A 25,202-nucleotide genomic window follows, 5' to 3' on the forward strand; every position below is an offset into this window, starting at 1 on the left:
CCGCGGATCGTGCTGCGAGACGGGCCCTGCCGGTGGGACTACTTGATCGACTCGATCGCGGTGGCGACGGTCGAGGCGAGCTCGGAGCTCAGGGGAGCGGAGCCGGCCTGAGCGGCGGCGGCCTCCTGGCCCTCCTCGCTCGCGACGTAGGAGGCGAAGGACTTGACGACCTCGCCCTTGTCGGCGTCCGCGTACTCCTGGCACACGATGAGGTAGCTGACCAGGACCATCGGCCAGGCGTCCGCCTCGGTGCCGGTGCGGTCGATCTTGATCGCGAGGTCGTTGTCCTCGCGGCCCTCGGCGATGGGCGAGGCGGCGACGACCGCCGCGGCTCCGTCGGCCGAGATGGTCGAGAACGCGTCGCCGACCTTCAGCTGGGCCATGTCCATGCCCTGGGCGCCGGACTCGTCGGCGTAGCCGATCGTGTTGGTGCCGTTCTTGACCGCGTCGACGACACCCGAGGTGCCCTTGGCGCCGTCACCGCTCTGGTACGGGAAGGTCTGCGCGGCGGGAGCGTCCCAGACGTCACTCGCGGTGGCCGCGAGGTAGTCGGTGAAGTTCTGCGTGGTGCCCGAGTCGTCCGAGCGGTGCACGGAGGTGATGTTCGCCGACGGGAGGGTCGCGTCGGGGTTCAGGGCCTTGATCTCCGGGGCGTCCCAGGAGGTGATGGTGCCCTTGAAGATGCCCGCGATGGTGGCCGCGTCGAGCTTGAGCTCGTCGACGCCCTCCACGTTGAAGATGACCGCGATCGGCGAGATGTAGACCGGGAGGTCGATCGCCTTGGTGTCGGGGGCGCAGGCGGCGAAGGTGCCTGCGAGCTCCTCGTCCTTGAGCGCGGAGTCGGAGCCGGCGTAGTCGGCGGCGCCGTCGATGAAGTTGGTGCGGCCGGCGCCGGAGCCCTGCGGGTCGTAGTTGACCGTGACTTCGGGGTTCGCGGTCTGGAACGCGGCGGCCCAGGTGGTCTGCGCGGTGCCCTGAGCGGACGAGCCGATCCCGGTGATGGTGCCGGAGAGCGTGGAGGTGGTGGCGGAGCCGGAGCTGCCGCCTGCGGCCGGTGCCTCGTTGGCAGCGCAGGAGGTCAGCGTGATCGCTGCGACGGCGGCGACGACGGCCGCCTGGCCGAGACGCGAGAATCTCACAAGTATCCCTTTCGGGTAGGAAAGCGTGGAAAACAGAACAGGGCCTGGTGCAGCCCGCGAGCGAGAGTACGGAGGGGTCGTGTCCTGGCACCGACCGCTCGGTGAACGCGCGGTGAACGGGTCCGCCTCGGGGATTGCGGAGCGACGGGGCGGCGGGGAAGGCGCGGTGCGTCCGGCGGGTCCCGGCGGCGCGACCGGCCCGGTCCGGAGGGACCCGTCGAGCCGGCCGCGCAGCGCCCGGGCGGGTCAGGCCAGCGGCGTGTGCGTCTCGATCGCGACGATGCCGGAGCCGGGGTGACCGGTGGAGAGGTGCACCACGGCGAAGCCGCCGGTCGGGAGCGCTGCCGCCTCGTCGAGGTAGGCGCCGAGAGGGGTCGCCGTGGCGAGGGCGATCTCGCGCAGGATCTCGGGGATCACCGGTCGGTGGCTGCAGAGGACGGCGGTGCGGCGGGCGCGGACCCGCTTGCCGACCAGGGCGCGGACGTCGGCGGTGCCCTGCTCGTGCGCCTCCTGGCTGAGGTCGTCGCGCAGCTTGACCGGCTTCCTGACCAGACCGGACAGCGGGGCGATGGTCGACCGGCAGCGCTTGGCGGTGCTCGAGACGAGGCGGCGCGGGCGCCAGGCGGCCACGGCCTGAGCGGCGGCAGCGGCCTCGACCCGGCCGCGCCCGGTGAGGCGGCGGGTGGAGTCGCGGCCGTCCCAGGAGGAGGCGGGCACCGCCTTCGCGTGCCGCAGGACCACGATCGCGAAGGTCTCGAGCGCACCGCGTGCGGCGATCCGGGCGAACTCGTCGACGATCGTCACGTCGTGCGGATAGGTCAGGTAGCTCCGGGCCCGCTTGAGCGTCACCCACTCGAGCGCCTCGACCTCGTCGTTCGGGAGGAAGTCGGACGCCAGGACGGCCTTCTCGGTCACCTGCGCCGCCCAGTAGTAGACGGCCTTCGGGCGCCCACTCGGCAGCGTGTACTCGGTGCACCCCAGCGGCACCCCGAGCGCCACCGAGAGCCCGGTCTCCTCGCGGATCTCGCGCACCGCGGTCTCCGGGAGGGACTCGCCCGCGTCGACCTTGCCCTTGGGCAGGCTGACGTCCCGGCGGTGCGGCCGGTGGATCACGAGGATGTGCGGGCGGCCCTCGATGATCCGCCAGCACACCGCTCCTGCTGCGTAGACGGTGCCCGTCACGGGCGTCAGCGGCTGGAGGCCCGGTTGGCGGACCGTGTCGCCGCGCGCTTGCGATGGGTGATGTGCTGCATCAGCTGGTTCTGCAGGTCGGCGAGCGGAGCGCCCTCCTCATCGAGGTGGTGCCGCGTCCAGTCGCCGTCCGGGCCGAGCCACCAGGAGGCGGTCCGCTCGTCCATCGCCCGCTCGAACATGTCGTCGATCTCGCTGAGGTGCGCCGGCTCGACGATCCGCACCAGAGCCTCGACGCGGCGGTCGAGGTTGCGGTGCATCATGTCGGCGCTGCCGATGAAGACGTCCGGCTCGCCGCCGTTGACGAAGCTGAAGATGCGGGAGTGCTCGAGGTAGCGGCCGAGGATCGAGCGCACGCGGATGGTCTCGGAGAGCCCCTCCTGGCCGGGCTTCAGCCCGCAGATGCCGCGCACCCACACGTCGACCGGCACGCCGGCCTGGCTGGCGCGGTAGAGCGCGTCGATCACGGACTCGTCGACGATCGAGTTGACCTTGATCCGGATGCCCGAGGGGCGCCCCGCGCGGGCGTTCTCGGTCTCGGCGGCGATCCGCTTGAGCAGGCCCTTCCGCAGGTGGCGCGGCGCGACGAGCAGGCGCTTGAACTTCTTCTCGATCGCGTAGCCCGAGAGCTCGTTGAACAGACGCGTGAGGTCCTTGCCGACCTCGGGGTCGGCCGTCAGGAGTCCGAGGTCCTCGTAGATGCGCGAGGTCTTCGGGTTGTAGTTGCCGGTGCCGATGTGGGAGTAGTGGCGGAGCACTCCGCCCTTCTCCTGGCGGATGACGAGCGCGAGCTTGCAGTGGGTCTTCAGCCCGACGAGCCCGTAGACCACGTGCACGCCCGCCTTCTCGAGCTTGCGCGCCCACGAGATGTTCGCCTGCTCGTCGAAGCGCGCCTTGATCTCGACCAGGGCGAGCACCTGCTTCCCCGACTCGGCCGCGTCGATGAGCGCCTCGACGATGGGGGAGTCGCCGGAGGTGCGGTAGAGCGTCTGCTTGATCGCGAGCACGTCCGGATCGGCCGCCGCCTGCTCGAGGAACGACTGCACGCTCGTCGCGAAGGACTCGTAGGGGTGGTGCAGGAGCACGTCGCCGCGGGAGACCGCCTTGAAGACGTCCTGCCGCTGGTTGGGCTCGCTGGGCGAGAGCTGCACTGCCGTCGTCGGGACGTGGTTGGGGTACTTCAGGTCCGGGCGGTCGATCTTCTGCAGGCTGAAGAGCCCGCTGAGGTCGAGCGGGGCCGGGAGCTTGTAGACCTCCTGCGTCGTGATGTCGAGCTCGCGGACCAGCAGGCCCAGCGTCTCGTCGTCCATGTCGTCGGTGACCTCGAGGCGGATGGGCGGGCCGAACCGGCGGCGCAGCAGCTCCTTCTCGAGGGCCTTGATCAGGTTCTCGGTCTCGTCCTCGTCGACCTCGACGTCCTCGTTGCGCGTCACCCGGAACACGTGGTGGTCGAGGATCTCCATGCCGGGGAACAGGTCGTCCAGCTGGTTGGCGATCAGGTCCTCGAGCGAGATGAACCGCATCGGCTCGCCCGGCGCCGCGACGCCGGCGATCCGCACGAAGCGGGGGAGCATCTGCGGCACCTTGAGGCGCGCGAACTCGACCTTCTGCGTCTTCGGGTTCCGCACCCGCACCGAGAGGTTGAGCGAGAGGCCGGAGATGTAGGGGAACGGGTGCGCCGGGTCGACCGCGAGCGGCATCAGCACCGGGAACACCTGGGCCGAGAAGTAGTCGTCCAGCACGGTGCGCTCGGCGTCGCTCAGCTCGTCCCAGCGGACGAGGTCGATGCCGCCGTCGCGCAGGGCGGGCTCGACGAGCTCCTTGAACGCTCGGGAGTGGCGCTGCTGCAGCAGGTGCGCCTTCTCCGAGATGTCGGTCAGCACGTCGACCGGCACGCGCCCGATGTTCGTCGGCAGGGCGAGCCCCGTGAGGATGCGGCGCTTGAGGCCGGCGACCCGGACCATGAAGAACTCGTCGAGATTGGACGAGAAGATCGCGAGGAAGTTCGCCCGCTCGAGCGCCGGAACCAGCGGATCCTCCGCGAGCTCGAGCACGCGCTGGTTGAACGCGAGCCAGCTCAGCTCCCGGTCGAGGTAGCGGTTGTCAGGGAGGAGCGGGTCCGAGTGCTCCTCCTCGTCGTCGAAGTCGTCGTCGAGGTCATCGCTGAGACCGTCTTCGAGAAGCAGGTTGTCGCCGTCCATGCGACCATCCTGGCACCGCGTCCGTCCGCTCCGCGCCGCCGCTCGTGAATGCCGGATGAACGGGGCCGGGGGAGGCCCTGTGGAGGAGTGCCGGTTCAGCGCAGCGGCGCGGCCCGCTGCAGGTACTGCACGTCGACGGAGGCGTCCGTGAACCCGAGCGAGCGGTAGAGCGCCACCGCCGACCGGTTCTCGGCCTCGACGTAGAGGTCGGCCGTGGTGCAGCCGCGCTCGAGCATCCGCGCGAGCCCGGCGTTCAGCAGGGTGCGGCCGAGTCCCCGTCCGGCCGCCTCGGGGGCGACCCCGAGGACGTAGATCTCGCCGGTCGTCGATCCGGGCTCGATCTTGAGCCAGTCGTAGCCGAGGAGCGTGCCGTCGGCGTCGCGGAGCAGGAGGAAGTCGCCCTCGTCGAACCACGGCTCGGCGCGGCGGGCCGCCAGGTCCTCCTCCGTCATCCGCCCCTGCTCGGGGTGCGCGGCGAAGACCCGCGCGTTCAGGGCGATCCACTCGGCCGGAGCGAGGTCGCGGGCGTCCGAGAGGACGACGCCCTCGGGGACGCGGACCTCGGGGGCGGCGAGCGGCTCGAGCTCGAGGTGCAGGAGGGTGCGCACCGGGGCGAAGCCGTGGGAGGCCGCGAGGGCCCGGGCGGCGGGGTGGTCGCCGTGCGCCCAGGCGAGCAGGCCCGTCCGGCCGCTCGCGAGGACCTGCTCCAGGGTCGCGGTGCCGAAGCCGACCCCGCGCCACTCCGGATCGACGACGAACTCCAGCTCGCCCTGCCCGAGGATCGCCGCCGCCACGACCACGTCGGCGCGCAGCCCCACGAGGAGGGTGCGCGAGCCGGCCCGGGCGTCGACGAGCGTCTGATCGCTGAAGGGGGGCTGGTGGTCGAACCAGGCGGCGCGCCCGATCAGGTGCTCGAGGCCGACCGCCACCGCGGGATCGGCCAGATCCTCAACGGACAGGTTGAGCGACTCGCTCATTGTCCTCTTCGTACACGTTGAAGCGGTATCCGACGTTGCGGACCGTGCCGATCAGCGACTCCAGGTCGCCGAGCTTCGCGCGGAGGCGCCGCACATGCACGTCGACCGTGCGGGTGCCGCCGAAGTAGTCGTAGCCCCACACCTCGCTCAGCAGCTGCTCGCGGGTGAAGACGCGCGAGGGGTGCGTGGCGAAGAAGCGGAGGAGTTCGAACTCCTTGAAGGTGAGGTCGAGCGGGCGCCCGTGCACCTTGGCGGAGTAGCTTGCCTCGTCGATCACGACGCCCGAGGCCTGGATGCGCGAGGTCGACTGCTCCTGCGCCAGCCGGCCGATCACCAGGCGGATGCGGGCGTCGACCTCGGCGGGGCCGGCCGAGTCGAGGATGACGTCGTTGACGCCCCAGTCGGCCGAGACGGCCGTGAGCCCGCCCTCCGTGAGGATCAGGATGAGGGGGACGTTGATGCCCGTGGTCGTGAGGATCTTGCAGAGCGACTTGGCGCTGGCGAGGTCCTGCCGCGCATCGACCAGGATCAGATCGCAGCTCGGGGCGTTCACGAGCTGGGCGGGCTCCGCGGGGATCTGCCGGGTCCGGTGGCTGAGGAGCCCCAGTGCGGGGAGCACCTCGGCGCCTCCCGCCGAGGTCAGTATCAACAACTGCGCCACGGATCCTCCAGAACTGGTCTGCCCGCAATACTAGCGGCGGGCCGGGAGGGGCGTCCGCCTGGGGCACAATTGTCGGATGGGCAGGGATCGGGTGGGCATCGGAGTCGTCTGGGCGCTCGCACTCGCGGGCTCCGTGCTGACTCTGGCGATCGCCGCTCCGGAGTCCCGGCAGCTCTGGCTCGCGCTGACGTTCGGCGGATGCGTGCTCGCGACCTTCGCGGTGCAGCTCGCCGTGGCCCGCGCCGAGGGGTACCTCCTCCGCGCGATGACGAGCATCGTCGGGGCGATGGCCGTGGTCGCGGTCGCGAGCGGGATCGCCCTCCTCCTCCCCGCCTGAGCAGTCGCGCCGTCCCGTCCCGAGCGCCCGGATCAGCACCGCCTGAGCGGCCGCGTCCGCCCCGCCCCGGCGTCGGAGGCGGCGGGTAGGATGAGCGCATGCTTCTCGCCCTGGAACTCTTCTACCTCGGTCTGCTCGGGCTCGCCTCCCTCGCCATCGCGTGGGTCTCCGGCGTGGTCGTCTACAAGCTCTACCGCGGCCAGCGCTAGCCGCCGCCGGAGCCCGAGTGATCTCGCTTCCGTCGGGCCTGCCGCCCGAGCTCGTCCCCCTGTCCTGGCTGCTCGGCGTCTGGGAGGGCTCGGGCGTCATCGACTACACGATCGGCGACGACTCCGTCCAGGCCGAGTTCGGCCATCGCATCAGCTTCAGCTACGACGGCCTCCCGTACCTCAACTACAACTCCTACACGTGGCTGATCGAGGAGGGCGCCGAGGAGGCGCCCCGGCCCCTGGTCACCGAGACGGGCTACTGGCGCCTCAGCCGCGCTCTGACCGACTCCGACGCCGGCCCGGGAATGCTGCCCGGCCGCGGCGCACCCGCCTTCCCCGACGCGGAGTCCGTCGAGACGCTGCGCAACGCCGCCGGCGGCTTCGACATCGAGGTCTCGCTCGTGCACCCGGACGGGGTCAGCGAGCTCTACCTCGGTCAGGTCAAGGGGCCGCGGATCGACCTCGCGACCGACGCGGTGATGCGCACTGCCGCGGCGAAGGACTACGCCGCCGCCACGCGCCTCTACGGCCTGGTCGACGACCACCTGCTGTGGGCGTGGGACATCGCCGCGCTCGGCCAGGGCCTGCGGACCCACTCCTCCGGACGGCTCGCCCGTGTCGACTGACGCGCCCTCCCCGCTCCTGGCCGCCCCGGGCGCCGTCGCGACGACGAGCGCCGCCGAGCCCGGCGTCGCCGCCCACTACGGCGAGCCCTTCCGCGAGCAGCGCGCTCTCGCCGCGGGCACCGCGCTCGTCGACCTCTCCGGCCGCGGCGTCGTGACCGTCACGGGGCCGGACCGCCTCACCTGGATCGACTCGCTCACCAGCCAGGCCGTCTCGCGCCTCGCTCCCGGCGCGTCCGCCGAGACGCTCCTGCTCGACCCGACCGGCCGGATCGAGCACGTCATCCGCCTCGTCGACGACGGCGAGACCGCCTGGCTCCTGCTCGACCGCGACGAGACGGCCGGCCTGGCCGCCTGGCTCGACCGGATGCGCTTCATGCTCCGCGTCGAGGTCGCCGACCGCACCGACGACTTCGCGACCCTCGCCGCCCTCGGCGACGGGCCGGCCCTGACGCTCGCCCTGTCCCTGGCCGAGGAGCCCGTCGTCTGGAGCGACCCGTGGTCGCAGGTCCAGCCGGGCGGCTGGCAGTACGCGCTGACCACAGAGCACCCCGGGGCCTCCTGGGAGCTCCGCGAGGTCCTGGTCCCGCGAGCGGCCCTCGAGGCCCTCGCGGAGACGGCCGTCGGGGTGGGAGTGGCCCTCGCCGGGGTCGACGCCCTCGAGGCCCTGCGCATCGCCGCCTGGCGCCCGCGCCACGCGACGGAGGTCGACGAGCGGTCCATCCCGCACGAGCTCGACCTCCTCCGCTCGAGCGTACATCTCGCCAAGGGCTGCTACCGGGGCCAGGAGACGGTGGCGAAGGTGCACAACCTCGGGCACCCGCCGCGGCGCCTGGTCCTGCTGCAGCTCGACGGCTCCGACTCGGTCCTCCCCGCCCACGGCGACGTCGTCACGGCGCTCAAGGGCGGCGAGCCGGTCGAGGTCGGCACGGTCACCTCCAGCGCCTGGCACTACGAGGACGGACCGGTCGCCCTCGCGGTCGTCAAGCGGAGCGTCCCGGTGGACCTCGAGCTGACCGTGCTGGCCGGCGACTCGCGCGTGGCCGCGGCCCAGGAGGTCGTGGTCCCTCCCGGAGCCGGAGCGGAGGCGGGAGTGCCCCGCCTGCCCCGCCTCGGGGCGACGACCAGGTAGGCCACGCCGTGGTGGCCGCACGTCCCGCCGAGCGGGGCCGGGCGGCCGAGCGGCTGCGCGGTCTCGTCCGGACCCCCGAGCTGAGTCCCGCGCGCGCCCTCGCCCGCGCGGGGGCGTCGCTCCCCGCCGTGCTGCAGATCGTGCTCGCGGCGACCCTCGCCTACTCCGTCGCGCACTTCCTCCTCGGGCACCCCGCGCCGGTGCTGGCGCTGACGGCCACGATCTCGAGCCTCGGCATCGCGCGCGACACCCGCCCCAAGCAGGTGGCCGAGACAGCGACGGGGATGCTCATCGGCATCACGGCCAGCGAGGTCCTGCTCCTGCTGTGGGGGAGCGGCGTCTGGCAGCTCGCCGTCGTCCTCGCGATCGTCTTCACGCTCGGCCGGGCCCTCTCGCCCTCGCCGGGGTTCGCCGTGGCCGCCGGGACCCAGGCGATGCTGGTGATGGTCCTCCCTGCGCCGGACGGAGGCGTCTTCACCCGGAGCGTCGACGGCCTGATCGGCGGGCTCGCGGCGCTGCTCTGCACGGCGATCGTGCCCCGCCCGCCGCTGCGCACGGCGCGGGCCGAGGCGCATCGGCTCCTCACCGCGCTCAGCCGGACCGTGGAGGAGCTGGCCGAGGCGCTCCGCCGGGGCGACTCCTCGGCGTCCACCGCAGCCCTCGAGCGGATCCGCGGGACGCAGCCGGTCATCGACGGCTGGACCGCGGCGCTCGACTCCGCGACCGGCGTCGCCCGGATCTCGCCGTTCGTCCGTCGGCACCGCGGCGAGCTCTCCCGCCAGGCCGTGATGCTGTCCGCGCTGGACCTCGCGACCCGGAATCTGCGCATCGTCGCGCGCCGCACCGACTTCCTCGTCGGGGACGGCGCCCCGCGGCCGGCGCTCGCCGGAGCGGTCGCCGCCCTCGGCCCGGGCATCGCGCTGCTCGACCGCGCGGTCGCCGATCCGTCGGTGCTCGCCCTGGCGCGTCAGGACCTCGTGCTGCTCGCGACCACGCTCGACCCCCAGCGGCTGATCCCGGAGGCGCGCCTCGCCGAGAAGACGGTGCTCGTCCTGCTCCGCCCGCTCGTCGTCGACCTGCTCACGGCGACCGGCGCCGCTCCCGCCGAGGCTCGGGCCGCCCTGCCCCCGCTCGCCTAGGGCTCAGGAGGCCCGGTGCTCAGTCCCGGTGCTCAGGCCCGGCGCTCAGGAGGAGGGGGCGACCGCCTCCCACGCGACCGTCACCTCGCCCAGGCGCCAGCGCCGCGGCCCGCCGAGGACCGGCCACTCCGGCCGGAGGTCCCGGACCGTCGCGATCCACCGCTGACCCGGACCGTAGACGGCGAGAGGGGCGTTCAGCGTCCACGCCCGCTCGAGGGCGGAGAGGAAGGCGTGCACGCCCTCGCCGGGCACGTTGCGGTGGATGAGGGCCTTCGGCAGGCGCTCGGCCGCCGTCATCGGCGAGGGGATCGTCGCGAGCCGGAGCGAGAGGGTCAGCGAGCGCGGGCCCTCCCGGCCGACCTCGACCCAGGTGCAGATGCGGCCGATCTCGTCGCAGGTGCCCTCGACCAGGACGCCGTCGGGCTGCAGGCGGTCCGTCATCGTCGCCCAGGCTGACTGCACCGCGTCCTCGTCGTACTGGCGGAGCACGTTGAAGGCGCGGATGACGTCCGCCCGCCGCCCCGCGGGCAGGGGCACCTCGAAGCCGCCGCGCTCGAAGCGCACGCGCGCGTCCGCGGGGAACGGCGTGCCGCCCTCCCTCACCCGGGCGAGCTGGCGTCGAGCGGTGTCGACCCGGGCGGGCTCGATCTCGAGGCCGAGCACCTCGACGTCGGGCGCGGCCCGGACGAGCCGGCGGTGCAGCTCGAGCGTGGTGACCGCGCTCGCCCCGAAGCCGAGATCGACGACGAGCGGGGAGGCGGTGCTGCGCAGGACGGGCAGCTCGGCGAGCCGGCGGTCGACCCGGCGGAGGCGGTTCGTGCCCGTCGTTCCGCGGGTGACGGCTCCGATGGGCATGCTCTCCAGCGTATCCGCGGGCGAGGGGGCCGCCTCTAAGCTGGACGCATGTCCGAGACCTACACCCTCATCCTCGTGCGCCACGGCAACAGCGAGTGGAACCAGAAGAACCTCTTCACCGGCTGGGTTGACGTGCGCCTGACCGAGCAGGGAGTCGCGGAGGCCACCCGCGCCGGCGAGCTGCTGACCGAGGCGGGCCTGCACCCCGACATCGTCTACACGTCGCGCCAGACCCGTGCGATCCAGACCGCCAACATCGCCCTCGAGGTCGCCGACCGCCTGTGGATCGACGTCAAGCGCTCCTGGCGCCTCAACGAGCGCCACTACGGCGCCCTGCAGGGCAAGGACAAGGCGCAGACCCTCGCCGAGTACGGCCCCGAGCAGTTCCAGACCTGGCGCCGCTCCTTCGACGTGCCGCCGCCCCCACTCGACGACGACGACCAGTACTCGCAGGCGCACGACGAGCGCTACGCCGACCTCGGCGACGCCCTGCCCCGCACCGAGTCGCTGAAGCTCGTGATCGAGCGGATGCTGCCCTACTGGGAGTCCGACATCAAGCCGGACCTCGCCTCGGGCAAGACCGTCATGATCACCGCGCACGGCAACTCCCTCCGCGCGCTGGTGAAGACGCTCGACGGCATCTCGGACTCGGACATCGCGGAGCTCAACATCCCGACCGGGATCCCGCTCGTCTACGAGCTGAACGAGGACTTCGAGCCCATCGGGGAGGCGCGCTACCTCGACCCCGAGGCCGCGGCCGCCGGTGCCGCCGCCGTCGCCGCCCAGGGCGCCAAGAAGTAGCACCGCCCCGCACGCGCGAACGGCCCGCCCGAGTCCTCGACTCCGGCGGGCCGTTCCCGTCCGCAGCTCCGACGGGGACGGCACGGACACGTCCGGCCCGCAGGAGACGATCGTTCCTGCGGGCCGGACGGTGAGACGGGCCGGAGCCCGAGGTGTCGACTAGGAGTAGTCGCCCGAGATCAGGTACTGGACCTTCTTGGCGATCGACACGGCGTGGTCGGCGAAGCGCTCGTGGTAGCGGCTGGCGAGGGTCGCGTCGACGGTGTCCGCTGCCTGGCCCTTCCACGCCTCGCTGAGCACCTTGTCGAAGACGCTGACGTGCAGCTCGTCGATCTTGTCGTCCTCGTCGCGGATCTCCTCGGCGATGCGCGGATCCTGCGAGCGGAGCAGGTCGGTCAGCTTGTGCGCGACGACCACGTCGAGGCGGCCCATCTCGACGAACGTCGGACGCAGGCTCTTGGGGACCACCTTGTCGGGGAAGCGGTAGCGCGAGAGCTGGGCGATGTGCTCGGCGATGTCGCCCATCCGCTCGAGCGACGCGCTGATGCGCAGCGCCGAGACGACGATCCGCAGGTCGCGGGCGACCGGGTTCTGCCGGGCGAGGATGTCGATCGCGAGCTCGTCGAGGCTGATGGCCAGCTCGTCGATGCGCGCGTCGCTCGCGATGACCTCCTCCGCGAGGGTGACGTCGGAGTGGTTGAACGCCTGGGTCGCCTTCTCGATGGCGATCTCGACGAGTCCGGAGATCTCGACGAGTCGTTCCTGGACCTCGGCCAGCTCCTGCTGGAAAACTTCGCGCATCTGTGTTCGACCCTCTCTACGGCGCGCGCGGACGACGGCGCCGGATCTGCGGCGAGCACCTCGCACGCCGCTGCGACTGCACTCCGTGGGCGCAGGCGCAGTCATGATGACCACGGCAGGTTAACGGACGGTGCCGGGCGTTTGAACAGTACTCGACCCCCGGAGGATCGACGGGCGTCCGGTAGGGGGACGCCCGGTGGATGGTTAGCCTGGGTCCGTGGATTCGGGCTTGATCGTGGTTCTGTCGCTCGTTCTCGGTGTCGCGATCGGGATCCTACTGACGACCGTGCTCACGCTCGCCGCCCGCCAGGGCCGCATCGCGCAGGACGTGATCTCGGTCGGGCTCCCCGAGGGGATCGAGGCGATCATCGACGCCGTCGGCTCGCCCGCCTTCGTGACCGACCCGTCGCACAACGTGCTGAAGGCGTCCACCCGCGCCGTCGCGCTCGGCCTGGTCTCGCAGGACACGCTGCTCCACCCCGACCTCGCCGCCATCGTCGACCGCGTCCGCCGCTTCGGCGACGACATCGTCCAAGACCTCGAGCTCGCGACCAGCCCGCTCTCCGACGCCGCCGTGACGCTCGTCGTCCACGCGACCCGCCTGGGCTCCCGCTACGTCCTCGTCATCGCCGAGGACCACACCGAGGCGCGCCGGCTCGAGGCCGTCCGCCGGGACTTCGTCGCCAACATCTCCCACGAGCTGAAGACCCCGATCGGCGCCGTCGGCCTGCTCGCCGAGGCCCTCGACTCCGCCGCCGACGACCCCCAGCAGGTGCGCCGCTTCGCGCACCGGCTGACCCAGGAGTCGCACCGCCTCGCGAAGATCACCCGCGAGATCATCGAGCTCTCCCGCCTCCAGGCCGCCGACGTCGCCGGCTCCGCCGAGATCATCCGCGTCGACGACGTCGTCACGGCGGCGCTCGAGACCACCCACGTCATGGCGGAGTCGCACGACGTCACCCTGGTCAAGGGCGGGATGAAGAAGGCCTACGTCGTGGGGCAGGAGAAGATGCTCGTCTCGGCGCTGCACAACCTCCTCGCCAACGCCATCCAGTACTCGCCCGCCGGCTCCCGCGTGGGCATCGGCGTCCGCTCCACCGGCGGCGTCGTCGAGATCGCCGTCACCGACCAGGGCATCGGCATCCCGGAGGAGGACCTCGACCGGGTGTTCGAGCGCTTCTACCGCGTCGACCAGGCCCGCTCCCGCCACACCGGCGGCACCGGCCTCGGCCTCAGCATCGTCAAGCACGCCGTGCAGAACCACGGCGGCGACGTCCGCGTCTGGTCCAAGCCCGGCCGCGGCTCCACCTTCACCATCCGGCTCCCCGAAGCCGACCCCGCCCGGACGCCCTTCGCGGCGACCGCCCCGATAGGAGAACACGCGTGACCAGCATCCTGCTCGTCGAGGACGAGAGCGCCCTCAGCGAGCCCCTCAGCTACCTGCTCGAACGCGAGGGCTACGACGTCACCGTCGCCGAGGACGGCAACCGCGCCGTCGCCGCCTTCGACGAGGGCGACTACGACCTGATCCTCCTCGACCTCATGCTGCCCGGCATGCCCGGCACCGAGGTCTGCCGCGAGATCCGCACCCGCTCCTCCGTCCCGATCATCATGGTCACCGCCAAGGACTCCGAAGTGGACATCGTCGTCGGCCTGGAGCTCGGCGCCGACGACTACGTCACCAAGCCCTACTCCACCCGCGAACTGCTCGCCCGCATCCGCGCCGTCCTCCGACGCCGCACCGAGGAGCCCGGCGAGGAGCGGATCGTCGTCGCCGGCCCCGTCCGCATGGACATCGAACGCCACACGGTCGAAGTCGACGGCGTCGAGACCCCGATGCCCCTCAAGGAGTTCGAGCTCCTCGAGATGCTCCTCCGCAACGCGGGCCGCGTCCTCACCCGCGGCCAGCTCATCGACCGCGTCTGGGGGAGCGACTACTTCGGCGACACGAAGACCCTCGACGTCCACGTCAAGCGAATCCGCTCGAAGATCGAGAAGACGCCGAAGGAGCCGGTGCTCCTGGTTACTGTCCGCGGCCTCGGCTACCGCTTCGACGCTTGATCGCGGGCCCTGGCGGGGCGATCTGCGGCGTTGTCGTCGGTTGCGATACCGCTGGTATCGCGTCCTCCTCCGCCTTGCAGCTCACCCCGCCAGGACCCGCGATCAACCCTGTACTGGAGGGGTGGGGGACGAGGCCGTCGCTGCGCGACGAGCCAGGTGGGGTGGGCCGTCGCTGCGCGACGAGCCGGGCAGGGGTGTCGCTCAGGGCGTGGTGCTCGAGTGGTCGGCGTATCAAGACCCGCGCAGCCGGACGTCGCCCGCCTGGTGGTCGAGTAGCCGGCGGAGCGGGTGTGTCGAGAACTGCGGGGACGACGAAGGGCCGCCCACCGGGGTGGACGGCCCTCGAGGGCGGAGGGGGCTACTCCGCGGCGGGAGCGTCGACGCCGGGCTCGGCGGTCGGAGTGGGGAGCGCGGTCCGGGCGGGGTCGGCCGTCGGGGTGACGGTCGGCGTCGCGGAGGGCGCGGGGGTCAGCGTCGAGTAGGCCTCGAGCGCGTTCGTCAGGACGGGGACGAGGAGCTCCTTGCCCTGCTCGGAGCCGTACTGGAAGTACACGGGGAGCAGGCCGCCGGGGATCGTGTCGATGTCGTCCATCTGGACGGCCTCGGTGCTGTCGGGGCGGACCTCGGTACGGCCGGGAACGGCGTCGACGGTGTCGCTGGTGCGGCCCGCGGAGCCCTCGTACTGCACCTCGACGCTCAGCGCCTCATCGGTGGAGTTCACGAGCGTCACGATCAGGGTGCCGGCCTCGCCGTCGTCCGAGACGATCATCGCGTTGCGGATGGCGAGATCGCCGATCGTCGCGCCGACTCCGTCGCTCGGGTCGTAGATCTTGCGCGTCGCCTGCGGGGCGACGAGGTTGCAGCCGGCGGTAGCGAGGGCGACGCCGACCGCGAGAACGACGGATGCAGCGATACGCGCCTTCACAGGAACCTCCAGATCGTCGGCCCCGCTCGCCCCGGACAGGGCGACTTCACTGTGCACGAGCCGACACCAGGCTAGCGTAGCGAGCACCGCGGCTCCGCCCGCCCGGACTCCCGTCCCGCTCGGCGCGCATGGTACTCTGTTCGCCGCTGAAAGGACGTCGCATGCAGTTCGAGGTCGGAGAGACGGTCGTCTACCCCCATCACGGAGCCGCCACGATCGCCGAGGTGAAGACCCGGACGATCAAGGGCCAGGAGAAGACGTACCTGAAGCTCCGCGTCGCGCAGGGCGACCTCGTCATCGAGGTGCCCGCCGACAACGTCGACCTGGTCGGCGTCCGCGACGTCATCGGCCGCGATGGCGTCGAGCGCGTGTTCGAGGTCCTGCGCGCCGAGGTCGTCGAGGAGCCGACCAACTGGTCGCGCCGCTACAAGGCCAACCTCGAGAAGCTCGGGTCCGGAGACGTCGTCAAGGTCTCCGAGGTCGTCCGCGACCTCACCCGCCGCGACCGCGACCGCGGCCTCTCGGCGGGGGAGAAGAGCATGCTCGCCAAGGCCCGCCAGATCCTCGTCTCCGAGCTCGCCCTGGCCGAGAAGACCGACGAGGACGCCGCCTCCGTGCTCCTCGACGAGGTCCTCGCATCCTGAACGGTCCGGCCGGCGCGCCGACCGCGGCCGTCGTCGTCGTCGCCGCCGGCAGCGGCACGAGGCTCGGCCGCGAGCGCCCCAAGGCCTACGTCGACTGCGCGGGGAGGACGATCCTCGAGCGCAGCCTGCGCACGGTGCTGCTGCTCGCGGAGCCGGTCCAGATCGTCGTCGTGGCTCCCGCCGCCCTCCTCGAGGAGACGGCCGCTCTGACGCACGCCGCCGGAGCCCCGGACGGCTCCGTCAGCGTCGTCGCCGGAGGCGCCAGCCGCCAGGAGTCGGTCGCTCGAGGGCTCCGGGCGCTCGGTCCGGCCGTCGAGACGGTGCTCGTGCACGACGCCGCCCGCGCCCTCACGCCCGTCGACCAGTTCGAGCGGGTGATCGCGGCGGTCCGGGAGACGGGCGGCGGAGTGATCCCGGGTCTGCCGGTCACCGACACGATCAAGCGCATCCGCGCCGACGGCGGGATCCTCGGCACGGTGGACCGCTCCGAGCTCGCCGCGGTGCAGACGCCGCAGGGCTTCCCGCGCGCGCTCCTCGACGAGGCCTACGCCTCGGCGGAGGAGGACTTCACCGACGACGCGGCGCTCCTCGCCTCGCGCGGCAGTCCCTCGATCGTCGTCGCCGGCGACCCGCTCGCCTTCAAGATCACCACCCCCTGGGACCTGGCCCGCGCCGAGCAGGTGCTCGCACCGCCGCCCGCCGTCGTCGTGCCGCGCGTCGGCATCGGCACGGACGTGCACGCGTTCGACGACGCGTCGCCGCTCTGGCTCGCCGGGCTGCACTGGCCGGGGGAGCGGGGCCTGTCCGGGCACAGCGACGGCGACCCGGTCGCCCACGCGATCTGCGACGCGCTCCTGGGGGCGGCGGGTCTCGGCGACATCGGCTCCCGCTTCGGCACGGCCGACCCGCGCTTCGCGGACGCCCACGGCGAGGTCTTCCTCCGCGCGACCCGCGAGCTGGTGGAGGCCGCCGGCTTCGCCATCGGCAACGTCTCGGTGCAGCTCATCGGCAACCGCCCGAAGTTCTCGCCGCGGCGCGAAGAGGCGCAGAGGCTGCTCTCGGAGCTGCTCGGCGCACCGGTCAGCGTCGCCGCCACCACCTCGGACGCGCTGGGCTTCACCGGCCGGGGCGAAGGGGTCGCCGCGACCGCGACGGCACTCGTCCTCCCCACCCCCGCTGTCGCCCGGTAGTCCCCGGGCGGAGCCGCCGACCCGGCCGGGAGCGGTCCGCCCGGTAAACTCGCCCGCGTGACTCTGCGACTGCATGACTCGAAGGCCCAGGCCCTCGTCGATTTCGTCCCCCTCCGCGAGAACGAGGTCGGGATGTACGTCTGCGGACCCACCGTGCAGTCCTCGCCCCACATCGGGCACCTGCGCTCCGCCCTCGCCTACGACCAGCTGCGCCGCTGGCTGGCGTACCGCGGCTTCCAGGTCACCCTGGTGCGCAACGTCACCGACATCGACGACAAGATCCTCGCCATCGCCGAGGACGCGCGGCGTCGGGCGCCCGAGGGCGCGCCGGTCGAGCAGTGGTGGGCGCTCGCCTACCGCGTCGAGCTCGAGTTCACCGCCGCGTACACGGCCCTCGGCATCCTCCCGCCGACCTACGAGCCGCGCGCGACCGCGAGCATCGCCGAGATGATCACCCTCATCCAGACCCTGATCGAGCGCGGTCACGCCTACCCGGCGCCCGACGACTCCGGCGACGTCTACTTCGACACGCGGTCCTGGCCGGACTACGGCTCACTCACCCACCAGCGCCTCGAGAGCATGGAGGCGGCGACCGACGCCGACCCGCGCGGCAAGCGCGACCCGCACGACTTCGCTCTCTGGAAGGGCGCCAAGCCGGAGGAGCCCGAGTCGGCCGCCTGGGCCTCGCCGTGGGGCGCCGGCCGCCCCGGCTGGCACATCGAGTGCTCCGCGATGTCGACGAAGTACCTCGGCACCCAGTTCGACATCCACGGCGGCGGGCTCGACCTGCGCTTCCCCCACCACGAGAACGAGCTCGCCCAGTCCAGCGCCGCCGGCCACGCCTTCGCCAGCTACTGGCTGCACAACGGCCTCGTGTCCGTCACCGGCCAGAAGATGAGCAAGTCGCTCGGCAACTCGGTGTTCGCCTCCGAGATGCTCGAAGCGGCCCGCCCGCTCGTCGTCCGCTACTACCTCGGCTCGGCCCACTACCGCTCCACCCTCGAGTTCCACGACGGGGCCCTCGAGGAGGCCGAAGCGGCGCTGGAGCGGATCGAGGGCTTCCTCGAGCGCTCCCGCCGCCGCCTCGACGGCACGCGGTTCGCCGCGCTCGGCGAGCCGGTGGTTCCGGAGGAGTTCGCCGAGGCGATGGACGACGACCTGTCCGTCCCGCAGGCCATCGGCGTCCTGCACGAGACCGTGCGCGCCGGCAACGCCGCCCTCGACGCCGAGGACCTCGGCTCCGTCTCGGCCCTGCGCACCCAGGTGCTCGCGATGGCGGCCGTGCTCGGCATCGACCCGGAGGCGCCCGAGTGGGCGCGCTCCGACGACGAACCCTCGTACCGCGCGCTCAGCGTGCTGGTCGACCGCCTGGTCGCCGAACGCCAGACCGCGCGCGAGCAGCGCGACTGGGCGAGCGCCGACCGCATCCGAACCGATCTCGCCGCGGCGGGAATCACGATCGAAGACACCCAGACGGGTGCGCATTGGAGTCTCGATGGCGAATAAGCCCGGCCGCCCCGGAGCGGTCCGAAAGAAGAGCAAGGGCAAGGCCGTCGGTTCCGGCGGTCAGGGCCGTCAGGCCCTCGAGGGCAAGAAGCCCACGCCCAAGGCCGAGGACCGGCCCTACCACCCCGCAGGCAAGGCGAAGCTCGCGCGCGAGCGCTTCGTCGCCGCAGGCGGCAAGGGCCGCCCCGGCGGAACCCTCTCCGCGGCCGCCCGCGGACAGGGGCGCCCCGCCCCGTCGCGCAAGCCCAAGAGCGGCGACGACTTCGAGATGGTGACGGGCCGGAACTCGGTCCTCGAGGCGCTGCGCGCCAGCATCCCGGCCACCACCCTGTACCTCGCGACCCGCATCGAGATGGACGACCGGGTCAAGGAGGCGCTCAAGATCGCCACCGCCCGCGGCCTCCCCGTGCTCGAGGTCATGCGCCCGGAGCTCGACCGCCTCGCCGGCCCCGACTCCGTGCACCAGGGCCTCGTGCTGAAGGTGCCGCCCTACGAGTACGCCCACCCGAGCGACCTGCTCGAGCGCAGCGTCTCCCGCGGAGCGGTCCCCCTCCTCGTCGCCCTCGACGGCATCACCGACCCGCGCAACCTCGGAGCGATCATCCGCTCCGTCGCCGCGTTCGGCGGCCAGGGCGTCATCGTCCCGCAGCGCCGCTCCGTGGGCCTCAACTCCGCCGCCTGGAAGACCTCCGCCGGAGCCGCCGCGCGCATCCCCGTCGCGATGGCGTCCAACCTCACCGCCATGATCAAGGACTTCAAGCGCGCCGGCGTCTTCGTCATCGGACTCGACGGCGACGGCGACGTAATGCTGCCCGGCCTCGAACTCGCCGACCGGCCGCTCCTCGTCGTCGTCGGCAGCGAGGGCAAGGGCCTCTCCCGCCTCGTCACCGAGCAGTGCGACGCCGTCGTCTCCATCCCGATCAGCTCCGCCACCGAATCCCTCAACGCCGGGATCGCGGCGTCGGTCGCGCTCTACGAGATCTCCAAACTCCGCTCCGCCTCCGAGTAGCGCGGGCACCGGCACGGCGATCTGCGGCGTTGTCGTCGGGCGCGATACCGCCGGTATCGCTTCCTCCTCCGCCTTCCAGCTCACAGCGCGAGCGCCGGCACGGCGATCTGCGGCGTTGTCGTCGGGCGCGATACCGCCGGTATCGCTTCCTCCTCCGCCTTGCAGCTCACCGCGCCGGCACCCGCGCTCCAGGTCTGGATGTCAGGGGCGCCGCCTTCGGCGAGCGGACAGGGGCGCCGCCTGCGGCGAGCGGACCGAGTGCGCCGCCTGCGGCGAGCGGACCGAGTGCGCCGCCTGCGGCGAGCGAGCCGGGGGGATGCGGAGAGGGCCCGTGCTGACAGCGCGGGCCCTCTTGCGGCGGTGGGAGGGGTCAGACGTTCTTCGTCCAGTCGACGTCGGCGTCCTCGTCGGTGAGCTCGGCGTCGCCGGACTCGTCGAGGACGAGGTTCGGGAGGGTCAGCGCCTCGGTGGGAGGAGCGATGACCGTCGCCTCGTCGCGGCGATGACGCAGGATGTCGTTCACGTAGGCGGTGACCGCCTCCGCCAGGGGGACGTCGCGCGCCTGCTGCTGCGACATGAACCAGCGGTGCTCGAGCAGCTGGTGGAACATCTCGGCCGGCTCCAGGCGGCCCTTGAGATCACGGGGGATCGAGCGGATGACCGGCTCGAACACCTGCGCCAGCCACTCGTGCGCCACCATCTCCTCGTCCAGGCCCTGCTTGTCGTAGGTCGCCGTGTACGAGTCGAGGTCGTTGAGCAGGCGTCGCGCCTGGTTCTCCTGCGCGTCCAGCCCGGTGAGACGGAGCAGCCGCCGCTGGTGGTGGCCGGCGTCGACCACCTTCGGCTGGATGCGCACCGTCGACCCGGCCTCGTCGGTCTTGATCGCGAGCTCCTCGATGTCGAAGCCCAGCTCGTTCAGCCGGTTCACGCGGTCGTTGATCCGCCAGCGCTCCGACGTCGCGAACGACTCGGCACCGGTCAGCTCCTTCCAGAGGCTGCGGTACGCCGCGACGATGCCGTCGGAGACCGTGATCGGGTCGAGGTCGTCGTCGACGCGACCGCCGGCCTCGAGGTCGAGCAGCTCGCCGGCGATGTTGACGCGGGCGATCTCCAGATCGTTCTCGCGCTGGCCGTTCGAGAGGCCGCCCGAGTAGAGCTGCCCGGTCTCCGCATCGACCAGGTAGGCGGCGAAGGCGCCGGCATCGCGCCGGAAGAGAGTGTTCGAGAGCGAGACGTCGCCCCAGAAGAAGCCGATCACGTGCAGGCGGACCAGGAGGAGCGCCAGCGCGTCGACCAGACGGGTCGCCGTGTCGGGCCGCAGCGTCTGCGAGAAGAGCGCCCGGTAGGGGAGCGAGAACTTGAGGTGACGGGTGACCAGCACGGCGGGCAGGGCCTCGCCCTCGTCGTCGGTGCGGTTCGTGATCACGGCGCCCGGCACCACGCACGGCACGTCGAGGCGCTGCAGCGTCTTCAGCATCTCGTACTCGCGCCGCGACATCTCGGCGGTCGTCTCCTTGACGGCGACGACGTGACCGGAGAGGTGGGCGAAGCGGACCGTGTGCCGCGAGATGCCCTTCGGCAGGGCGGCGATGTACTCGTCGGGCCAGTCGTCGAGCCGCAGGTTCCACGGCAGGTCGAGCAGGGCCGGGTCGACGGTGGCCGAGGTGATGTTCAGGGAGCCGGACATGGTGCGCCGTTCGTGTCGCGTGTCGGACGGTGGGGGAGCCGCAGACGACGCTGCCGCCGCCCTGGAGGGGACGGCGGCAGCGTGCGGTGCAGGAGGAGGCTCAGGAGAGGCGCTCGCCCGACTCCGCGTCGAAGATGTGCACGCGGTGGTTCGCGGTCACGTACACGCGGTCGCCCGCGGTCGGGTGCACGCGGCCGTCGACGCGCGCGACGATGTCGGTGCGGCGGCCCTCGACCTCGGTGTGGCCGTAGAGGTAGCCGTCCGAGCCGAGCTCCTCGATGAGGTCGACCTCGATCGGCAGTCCGCCGGGCTGGGTCGAGACGGTGACGTCCTCGGGTCGCACGCCGAGCGTGACGACCTTCTGGCTCGTCTTCGCGAGCGCCTCGCGGGCGATCGGGAGGACGGTGTCGCCGAACTTGACGCCGCCGTCGGTGACGTCCGCGTGGAACAGGTTCATCGCGGGCGAGCCGATGAAGCCGGCCACGAAGACGTTGTTCGGGTTCTCGTACAGGTCGCGGGGCGAGCCGACCTGCTGGAGGAGGCCGTCCTTGAGGACCGCGATGCGGTCGCCCATGGTGAGCGCCTCGGTCTGGTCGTGGGTGACGTAGACCGTGGTGATGCCCAGGCGGCGCTGCAGCGTGCCGATCTGGGTGCGGGTGGACACGCGGAGCTTGGCGTCGAGGTTCGACAGCGGCTCGTCCATGAGGAAGACCTGGGGCTTGCGGACGATGGCGCGGCCCATCGCGACGCGCTGGCGCTGGCCACCGGAGAGCGCCTTCGGCTTGCGATTCAGGTAGGGCTCGAGGTCGAGCATCTTCGCGGCCTCGAGGACCCGCGCGGCGCGCTCGTCCTTGTTGACGCCGGCGATCTTGAGCGCGAAGCCCATGTTCTCGGCGACCGACATGTGCGGGTACAGCGCGTAGTTCTGGAAGACCATCGCGATGTCGCGGTCCTTCGGCGGAACGTCCGTGACGTTGCGGTCGCCGATGAGGATGCGGCCCTCGTTGACCTCTTCGAGGCCGGCGAGCATGCGCAGCGAGGTGGACTTGCCGCAGCCGGAGGGGCCGACGAGGACGAGGAACTCGCCGTCGCCCACCTCGAGGTTGAGCTTGTCGACGGAGGCGCGAGTGGCCCCGGGGTAGACGCGGGACGCGTGGTCGAAAGTTACGGACGCCATTGTTCTTGCTCCTTCACCGGCAGGTACGTGCCGGACGATCCGAGTGAATGGAAGTGATGGTCATCATCGCGTGGGCGACTCCGACCAACCGTCACAGTATGCCACGGGGCCGACAGTCGTCGGTCGGGCACCGCGTATCCGTCGTTTGGAGGTTTCCCAGGGCTCGCGCGTAGGATTCCGGCGAGTCGCGCCCGGCGACCCCCTTCTTCCCCCTCTCTCATTCGGAGCGTTCTTGTCATGACCACCGGCGGAGCCAATGACCGTCTCTCGAAGAACCAGCGACGAGAGGCCGCCCGAGAGAAGGCGCGCCGCCTGCGCGAGCAGCAGAAGCGCCGCGACCGCGTGAGCCGCTTCGCCCTGCAGGGCGGGCTCGCCGCCGTCGTGATCGCGGTCGTCGTGATCGTGGTCTTCGCCGTCACCTCGAGCATCCGCCCCGCGGGCCCGGGCCCGGCGAACATGGCGAGCGACGGTGTCGTCATCGGCGAGAACATGGTCGCGCAGACGAGCGGCGCCGTCGCCGCCGACGGGACGCCCACCCCCAGCGCGCTCGACACCTCGGCCGGCACGGTCGACATCCGGGTCTACCTCGACTACCTCTGCCCCTACTGCGGCCAGTTCGAGAAGACCAACGGCGACCAGATCAAGGAGTGGGTGACCAGCGGTGCCGCGACGGTCGAGATCCACCCGATCGCCATCCTCACGACCCGCTCCAACGGCACCAAGTACTCGGAGCGCTCGGCCAACGCCGCCGCGTGCGTCGCGGACCGCTCGCCCGACTCGTTCTTCGACTTCAACTCCCTGCTGTTCGCCAACCAGCCGGCGGAGGGGACCGACGGACTCTCGGACGACCAGTTGAAGGACTACGCCTCGCAGGCCGGCGTCGAGGACACGGCGGCCGTGAACACCTGCATCGACGACCAGAGCTTCGTGAGCTGGGTCCGCGCCGCGACCGAGCGCGCCACGTCGGGTCCGCTGCCCGGCACGGACGTGCCCGCAGTCACGGGCACCCCGACCGTCCTGGTCAACGGCGAGGCGTACTCGGGCTCGCTGACCGACCCGGACGCCTTCAGCTCCTTCGTGCTCTCGGCCGCCGCCGACTCCTACTCGTCGGCGACTCCCGCGCCCACCTCCTCCGAGACCCCGGCGCCGAGCGACACGCCCGCCTCGACCGAGGCCCCCGCGTCGACCGAGACCCCCGCTCCCAGCGACGCCCCGGTCTCCACCGAGGCTCCGGCCTCCTCCGAGCCCACTCCGGCCGCCGCGGGCTGAGCCCCGGACGCGCAAGAACCCCGCGCATGCAGAAGGCCCCGACCGCACACAGCGGTCGGGGCCTTCTTCTCTCCTGAGCCGACGACGGGACTTGAACCCGTAACCGCCCGATTACAAGTCGGGTGCGCTACCAATTGCGCCACGTCGGCAGGTGCGCTCGCGCGCCCGGCCACCCTATCGCGGGCCCCGGATCCGCCCGGATCGGGGCCCGCCGCGTCTCACGGTTCGAGGATGCTGAGGTGCCGCTCGGCGGGAGCGGGACGCTTGGGGCCGCCGATCTTCCCGTCGGGACGGCCGACGTAGAGCCAGCCGAGCAGCTCCTCGCCCTTCTCGAGGCGATGCGCCTTCCGCACGGCCTTGTCGCGCGTGTAGGAGCCGGTGCGCCAGAAGACACCCCAGCCCGCCTCGTCCAGCAGCAGGCTCAGGAGGTGGGCGACGCCCGAGGCGACGGCCTCCTGCTCCCAGGCCGGCACCTTCGACTTCTTGACGCTGACCACGACGGCCAGCAGCAGGGAGGCGCGGTGCGTCTTCTCGATGTACTTCCGCGGGTCCTTCTTCGCCCCCGAGGCGACCGCGAAGCTGCGGCCGACCCGGTCGCGGGCGGCGCCGCGGATCTCGATGACCCGCCACGGGCGCAGCGAGCTGTGATCGGCGAGACGCGACGCCGCCGAGACGAACGCCGCGATCTCGTCGTGCCCCGGAGCCTCCGGCGTCACCTTCGAGCGCGATCGGCGCGCGAGGACGGCCTCGAGCACGGGGGAGGAGGACACGGTCACTCGCCCTCGGCCTGGAAGTTCAGGGCGATCGAGTTCATGCAGTAGCGGTCGCCGGTGGGCGTGCCGAAGCCGTCGGGGAAGACGTGTCCCAGGTGGGATCCGCAGTTCGCGCAGCGGACCTCGGTGCGGACCATGCCGAGGGTGCTGTCCTCGATCAGCTGGACCGCGTCCGGGTTCACGGACTCGTAGAAGCTCGGCCAGCCGCAGCCGGAGTCGAACTTGGTGCCGCTCTTGAAGAGCTCGGCGCTGCAGGCGGCACAGGTGTAGAGGCCGGAGCGGTGCTCGTCGAGCAGCTCGCCGGTCCACGGGCGCTCGGTGGCCGCTTCGCGCAGGACCGCGTACTGGTCGCGGTCGAGCTCCTCGCGCCACTCGGCGTCGGACTTGTTCACGGAATACGACGACATGGGTCTCCCTCGGAATCCTCGTCAGTGTACGGGGGCGGTCGCGCCCCTCCACCTGGTCCAACCCCCGGGACGACGGCTCCATTCCGCCTCCACGGGCTCTGGAGGAGACTCCCCGCCGGCACGCCGCGACGCGGTCACGAGCCGTTCGGAGCGCCTCCCCTGCGGTGGCATCGCGCCTGCCTACCCTGGGGGGATGAGCAGGACGACGGACCCGAGGCCGGGCACCGGTCTGTCCGAGTGCGAGCTGCGCGTGCTCGCCTTCGAGCGCGAGTGGACGGCCCGCTCCGGGGACAAGGACGACGCCATCCGCTCCCAGTTCGGACTGTCGGCCGCCCGCTATTATCAGGTGCTCAGCGCGGTGCTCGCCTCTCCGGCCGCCCTCGCGCACGACCCGATGCTCGTCACGCGGCTGCAGCGCATCCGCGACCAGCGCGCCGGCGCCCGCGCCTCGCGACGCCTCGGGCGCCTCGAGTAGACGAGCTGCTCGA

At 72.0% G+C, this 25,202-nt stretch carries 25 protein-coding genes and 1 tRNA gene; 13 read left to right on the top strand and 13 right to left on the bottom strand.

What is annotated here, in order from left to right; all coding sequences use genetic code 11:
• Nucleotides 1–38: 38 nt before the first annotated feature.
• The 5 genes from pstS to C5C30_RS01955 all read right to left on the bottom strand — a co-directional run bounded on the left by pstS (nucleotide 39) and on the right by C5C30_RS01955 (nucleotide 6,169).
• The gene (pstS, locus tag C5C30_RS01935; RefSeq protein WP_104233897.1) at nucleotides 39–1,139 is read right to left on the bottom strand and encodes a phosphate ABC transporter substrate-binding protein PstS; all 1,101 of its coding nucleotides are present in this window, start codon (nucleotides 1,137–1,139) and stop codon (nucleotides 39–41) included.
• Nucleotides 1,140–1,385: 246 nt separating this feature from the next.
• Nucleotides 1,386–2,321, bottom strand: coding sequence for an NUDIX domain-containing protein (locus C5C30_RS01940; RefSeq protein ID WP_104224703.1), 936 nt, complete (start codon nucleotides 2,319–2,321; stop codon nucleotides 1,386–1,388).
• Nucleotides 2,322–2,326: 5 nt separating this feature from the next.
• Nucleotides 2,327–4,531, bottom strand: a complete 2,205-nt coding sequence (locus tag C5C30_RS01945; RefSeq protein WP_104224702.1) for an RNA degradosome polyphosphate kinase — start codon at nucleotides 4,529–4,531, stop codon at nucleotides 2,327–2,329.
• Nucleotides 4,532–4,626: 95 nt separating this feature from the next.
• Nucleotides 4,627–5,508 carry a mycothiol synthase gene (gene mshD, locus C5C30_RS01950; protein WP_104333068.1) on the bottom strand — a complete coding sequence of 294 codons (882 nt, stop codon included), beginning with the start codon at nucleotides 5,506–5,508 and terminating at the stop codon, nucleotides 4,627–4,629.
• Nucleotides 5,480–6,169 (bottom strand): winged helix-turn-helix domain-containing protein, encoded by a 690-nt coding sequence (locus tag C5C30_RS01955; RefSeq protein WP_104224700.1) that lies wholly within the window; start codon nucleotides 6,167–6,169, stop codon nucleotides 5,480–5,482. The genes mshD and C5C30_RS01955 overlap by 29 nt, the downstream gene beginning before the upstream one ends.
• 76 nt (nucleotides 6,170–6,245) lie before the next feature.
• Here C5C30_RS01955 and C5C30_RS01960 point away from each other — a divergent pair, with 76 nt between their 5' ends.
• The 4 genes from C5C30_RS01960 (at nucleotide 6,246) to C5C30_RS01975 (ending at nucleotide 9,609) form a co-directional block, all read left to right on the top strand.
• Nucleotides 6,246–6,506, top strand: coding sequence for a hypothetical protein (locus tag C5C30_RS01960; RefSeq protein WP_146076503.1), 261 nt, complete (start codon nucleotides 6,246–6,248; stop codon nucleotides 6,504–6,506).
• A gap of 226 nt (nucleotides 6,507–6,732) precedes the next feature.
• A complete protein-coding gene (locus C5C30_RS01965) occupies nucleotides 6,733–7,341 on the top strand; it encodes an FABP family protein (protein ID WP_104224698.1) in 609 nt (202 codons plus the stop codon).
• A complete protein-coding gene (locus C5C30_RS01970; RefSeq protein ID WP_104227266.1) occupies nucleotides 7,331–8,470 on the top strand; it encodes a folate-binding protein YgfZ in 1,140 nt (379 codons plus the stop codon). Before C5C30_RS01965 ends, C5C30_RS01970 begins: the two co-directional genes overlap by 11 nt.
• An 8-nt stretch (nucleotides 8,471–8,478) precedes the next feature.
• Nucleotides 8,479–9,609, top strand: coding sequence for an aromatic acid exporter family protein (locus C5C30_RS01975; protein ID WP_104333069.1), 1,131 nt, complete (start codon nucleotides 8,479–8,481; stop codon nucleotides 9,607–9,609).
• Nucleotides 9,610–9,654: 45 nt separating this feature from the next.
• On the opposite strand, the gene C5C30_RS01980 is transcribed toward C5C30_RS01975, so the two are convergent.
• Nucleotides 9,655–10,464, bottom strand: a complete 810-nt coding sequence (locus C5C30_RS01980; protein WP_104333070.1) for a class I SAM-dependent methyltransferase — start codon at nucleotides 10,462–10,464, stop codon at nucleotides 9,655–9,657.
• A gap of 48 nt (nucleotides 10,465–10,512) precedes the next feature.
• Between C5C30_RS01980 and C5C30_RS01985 the strand changes: the two genes are divergently transcribed.
• Nucleotides 10,513–11,265: a phosphoglyceromutase gene (locus tag C5C30_RS01985; RefSeq protein WP_104224694.1), complete on the top strand. Its 753-nt coding sequence runs from the start codon at nucleotides 10,513–10,515 to the stop codon at nucleotides 11,263–11,265.
• Between the two features lie 159 nt (nucleotides 11,266–11,424).
• Here C5C30_RS01985 and phoU read toward each other — a convergent pair whose 3' ends face one another.
• Nucleotides 11,425–12,066 (bottom strand): phosphate signaling complex protein PhoU, encoded by a 642-nt coding sequence (phoU, locus tag C5C30_RS01990; protein WP_104224693.1) that lies wholly within the window; start codon nucleotides 12,064–12,066, stop codon nucleotides 11,425–11,427.
• A 217-nt stretch (nucleotides 12,067–12,283) separates the two neighbouring features.
• Between phoU and C5C30_RS01995 the strand changes: the two genes are divergently transcribed.
• Both C5C30_RS01995 and C5C30_RS02000 read left to right on the top strand, forming a co-directional pair.
• Complete coding sequence (locus tag C5C30_RS01995) at nucleotides 12,284–13,453, top strand: cell wall metabolism sensor histidine kinase WalK (RefSeq protein WP_104224692.1); 1,170 nt, start codon at nucleotides 12,284–12,286, stop codon at nucleotides 13,451–13,453.
• Nucleotides 13,450–14,127: a response regulator transcription factor gene (locus C5C30_RS02000; RefSeq protein WP_104227263.1), complete on the top strand. Its 678-nt coding sequence runs from the start codon at nucleotides 13,450–13,452 to the stop codon at nucleotides 14,125–14,127. Before C5C30_RS01995 ends, C5C30_RS02000 begins: the two co-directional genes overlap by 4 nt.
• 358 nt (nucleotides 14,128–14,485) lie before the next feature.
• Here C5C30_RS02000 and C5C30_RS02005 read toward each other — a convergent pair whose 3' ends face one another.
• Nucleotides 14,486–15,052, bottom strand: a complete 567-nt coding sequence (locus C5C30_RS02005; protein ID WP_104273393.1) for a hypothetical protein — start codon at nucleotides 15,050–15,052, stop codon at nucleotides 14,486–14,488.
• 161 nt (nucleotides 15,053–15,213) lie between these two features.
• Here C5C30_RS02005 and C5C30_RS02010 point away from each other — a divergent pair, with 161 nt between their 5' ends.
• From C5C30_RS02010 to rlmB, 4 genes are read left to right on the top strand one after another with little or no spacing between them, the layout of a single operon-like run.
• A complete protein-coding gene (locus C5C30_RS02010) occupies nucleotides 15,214–15,696 on the top strand; it encodes a CarD family transcriptional regulator (RefSeq protein ID WP_104226484.1) in 483 nt (160 codons plus the stop codon).
• Nucleotides 15,690–16,886 (top strand): 2-C-methyl-D-erythritol 4-phosphate cytidylyltransferase, encoded by a 1,197-nt coding sequence (gene ispD, locus C5C30_RS02015; RefSeq protein WP_181131429.1) that lies wholly within the window; start codon nucleotides 15,690–15,692, stop codon nucleotides 16,884–16,886. Before C5C30_RS02010 ends, ispD begins: the two co-directional genes overlap by 7 nt.
• Nucleotides 16,887–16,943: 57 nt before the next feature.
• On the top strand, nucleotides 16,944–18,392 hold the full coding sequence (cysS, locus tag C5C30_RS02020) for a cysteine--tRNA ligase (protein ID WP_104333071.1): 1,449 nt from the start codon (nucleotides 16,944–16,946) through the stop codon (nucleotides 18,390–18,392).
• Nucleotides 18,382–19,401 (top strand): 23S rRNA (guanosine(2251)-2'-O)-methyltransferase RlmB, encoded by a 1,020-nt coding sequence (rlmB, locus tag C5C30_RS02025; RefSeq protein WP_104333072.1) that lies wholly within the window; start codon nucleotides 18,382–18,384, stop codon nucleotides 19,399–19,401. Before cysS ends, rlmB begins: the two co-directional genes overlap by 11 nt.
• 370 nt (nucleotides 19,402–19,771) lie before the next feature.
• Here rlmB and C5C30_RS02030 read toward each other — a convergent pair whose 3' ends face one another.
• Nucleotides 19,772–21,088 (bottom strand): DUF4032 domain-containing protein, encoded by a 1,317-nt coding sequence (locus C5C30_RS02030; RefSeq protein WP_104226481.1) that lies wholly within the window; start codon nucleotides 21,086–21,088, stop codon nucleotides 19,772–19,774.
• 100 nt (nucleotides 21,089–21,188) lie between these two features.
• Complete coding sequence (locus tag C5C30_RS02035) at nucleotides 21,189–22,265, bottom strand: ABC transporter ATP-binding protein (protein WP_104224593.1); 1,077 nt, start codon at nucleotides 22,263–22,265, stop codon at nucleotides 21,189–21,191.
• Between the two features lie 237 nt (nucleotides 22,266–22,502).
• On the opposite strand from C5C30_RS02035, the gene C5C30_RS02040 reads away from it, so the two are divergent.
• A complete protein-coding gene (locus C5C30_RS02040; RefSeq protein WP_104283280.1) occupies nucleotides 22,503–23,534 on the top strand; it encodes a thioredoxin domain-containing protein in 1,032 nt (343 codons plus the stop codon).
• A 76-nt stretch (nucleotides 23,535–23,610) separates the two neighbouring features.
• On the opposite strand, the gene C5C30_RS02045 is transcribed toward C5C30_RS02040, so the two are convergent.
• The 3 genes from C5C30_RS02045 to msrB all read right to left on the bottom strand — a co-directional run bounded on the left by C5C30_RS02045 (nucleotide 23,611) and on the right by msrB (nucleotide 24,714).
• A tRNA-Thr gene (locus tag C5C30_RS02045) sits at nucleotides 23,611–23,683 on the bottom strand.
• A 69-nt stretch (nucleotides 23,684–23,752) separates the two neighbouring features.
• Nucleotides 23,753–24,310, bottom strand: coding sequence for a nitroreductase family protein (locus C5C30_RS02050; protein WP_104226480.1), 558 nt, complete (start codon nucleotides 24,308–24,310; stop codon nucleotides 23,753–23,755).
• Nucleotides 24,307–24,714, bottom strand: coding sequence for a peptide-methionine (R)-S-oxide reductase MsrB (gene msrB, locus C5C30_RS02055; protein WP_104224596.1), 408 nt, complete (start codon nucleotides 24,712–24,714; stop codon nucleotides 24,307–24,309). Before msrB ends, C5C30_RS02050 begins: the two co-directional genes overlap by 4 nt.
• 193 nt (nucleotides 24,715–24,907) lie before the next feature.
• On the opposite strand from msrB, the gene C5C30_RS02060 reads away from it, so the two are divergent.
• Nucleotides 24,908–25,189 carry a DUF3263 domain-containing protein gene (locus C5C30_RS02060; protein WP_104333073.1) on the top strand — a complete coding sequence of 94 codons (282 nt, stop codon included), beginning with the start codon at nucleotides 24,908–24,910 and terminating at the stop codon, nucleotides 25,187–25,189.
• Nucleotides 25,190–25,202: the final 13 nt, after the last annotated feature.

It is taken from the genome of Rathayibacter sp. AY2B5, assembly GCF_002931645.1.
Classification (GTDB): domain Bacteria; phylum Actinomycetota; class Actinomycetes; order Actinomycetales; family Microbacteriaceae; genus Rathayibacter.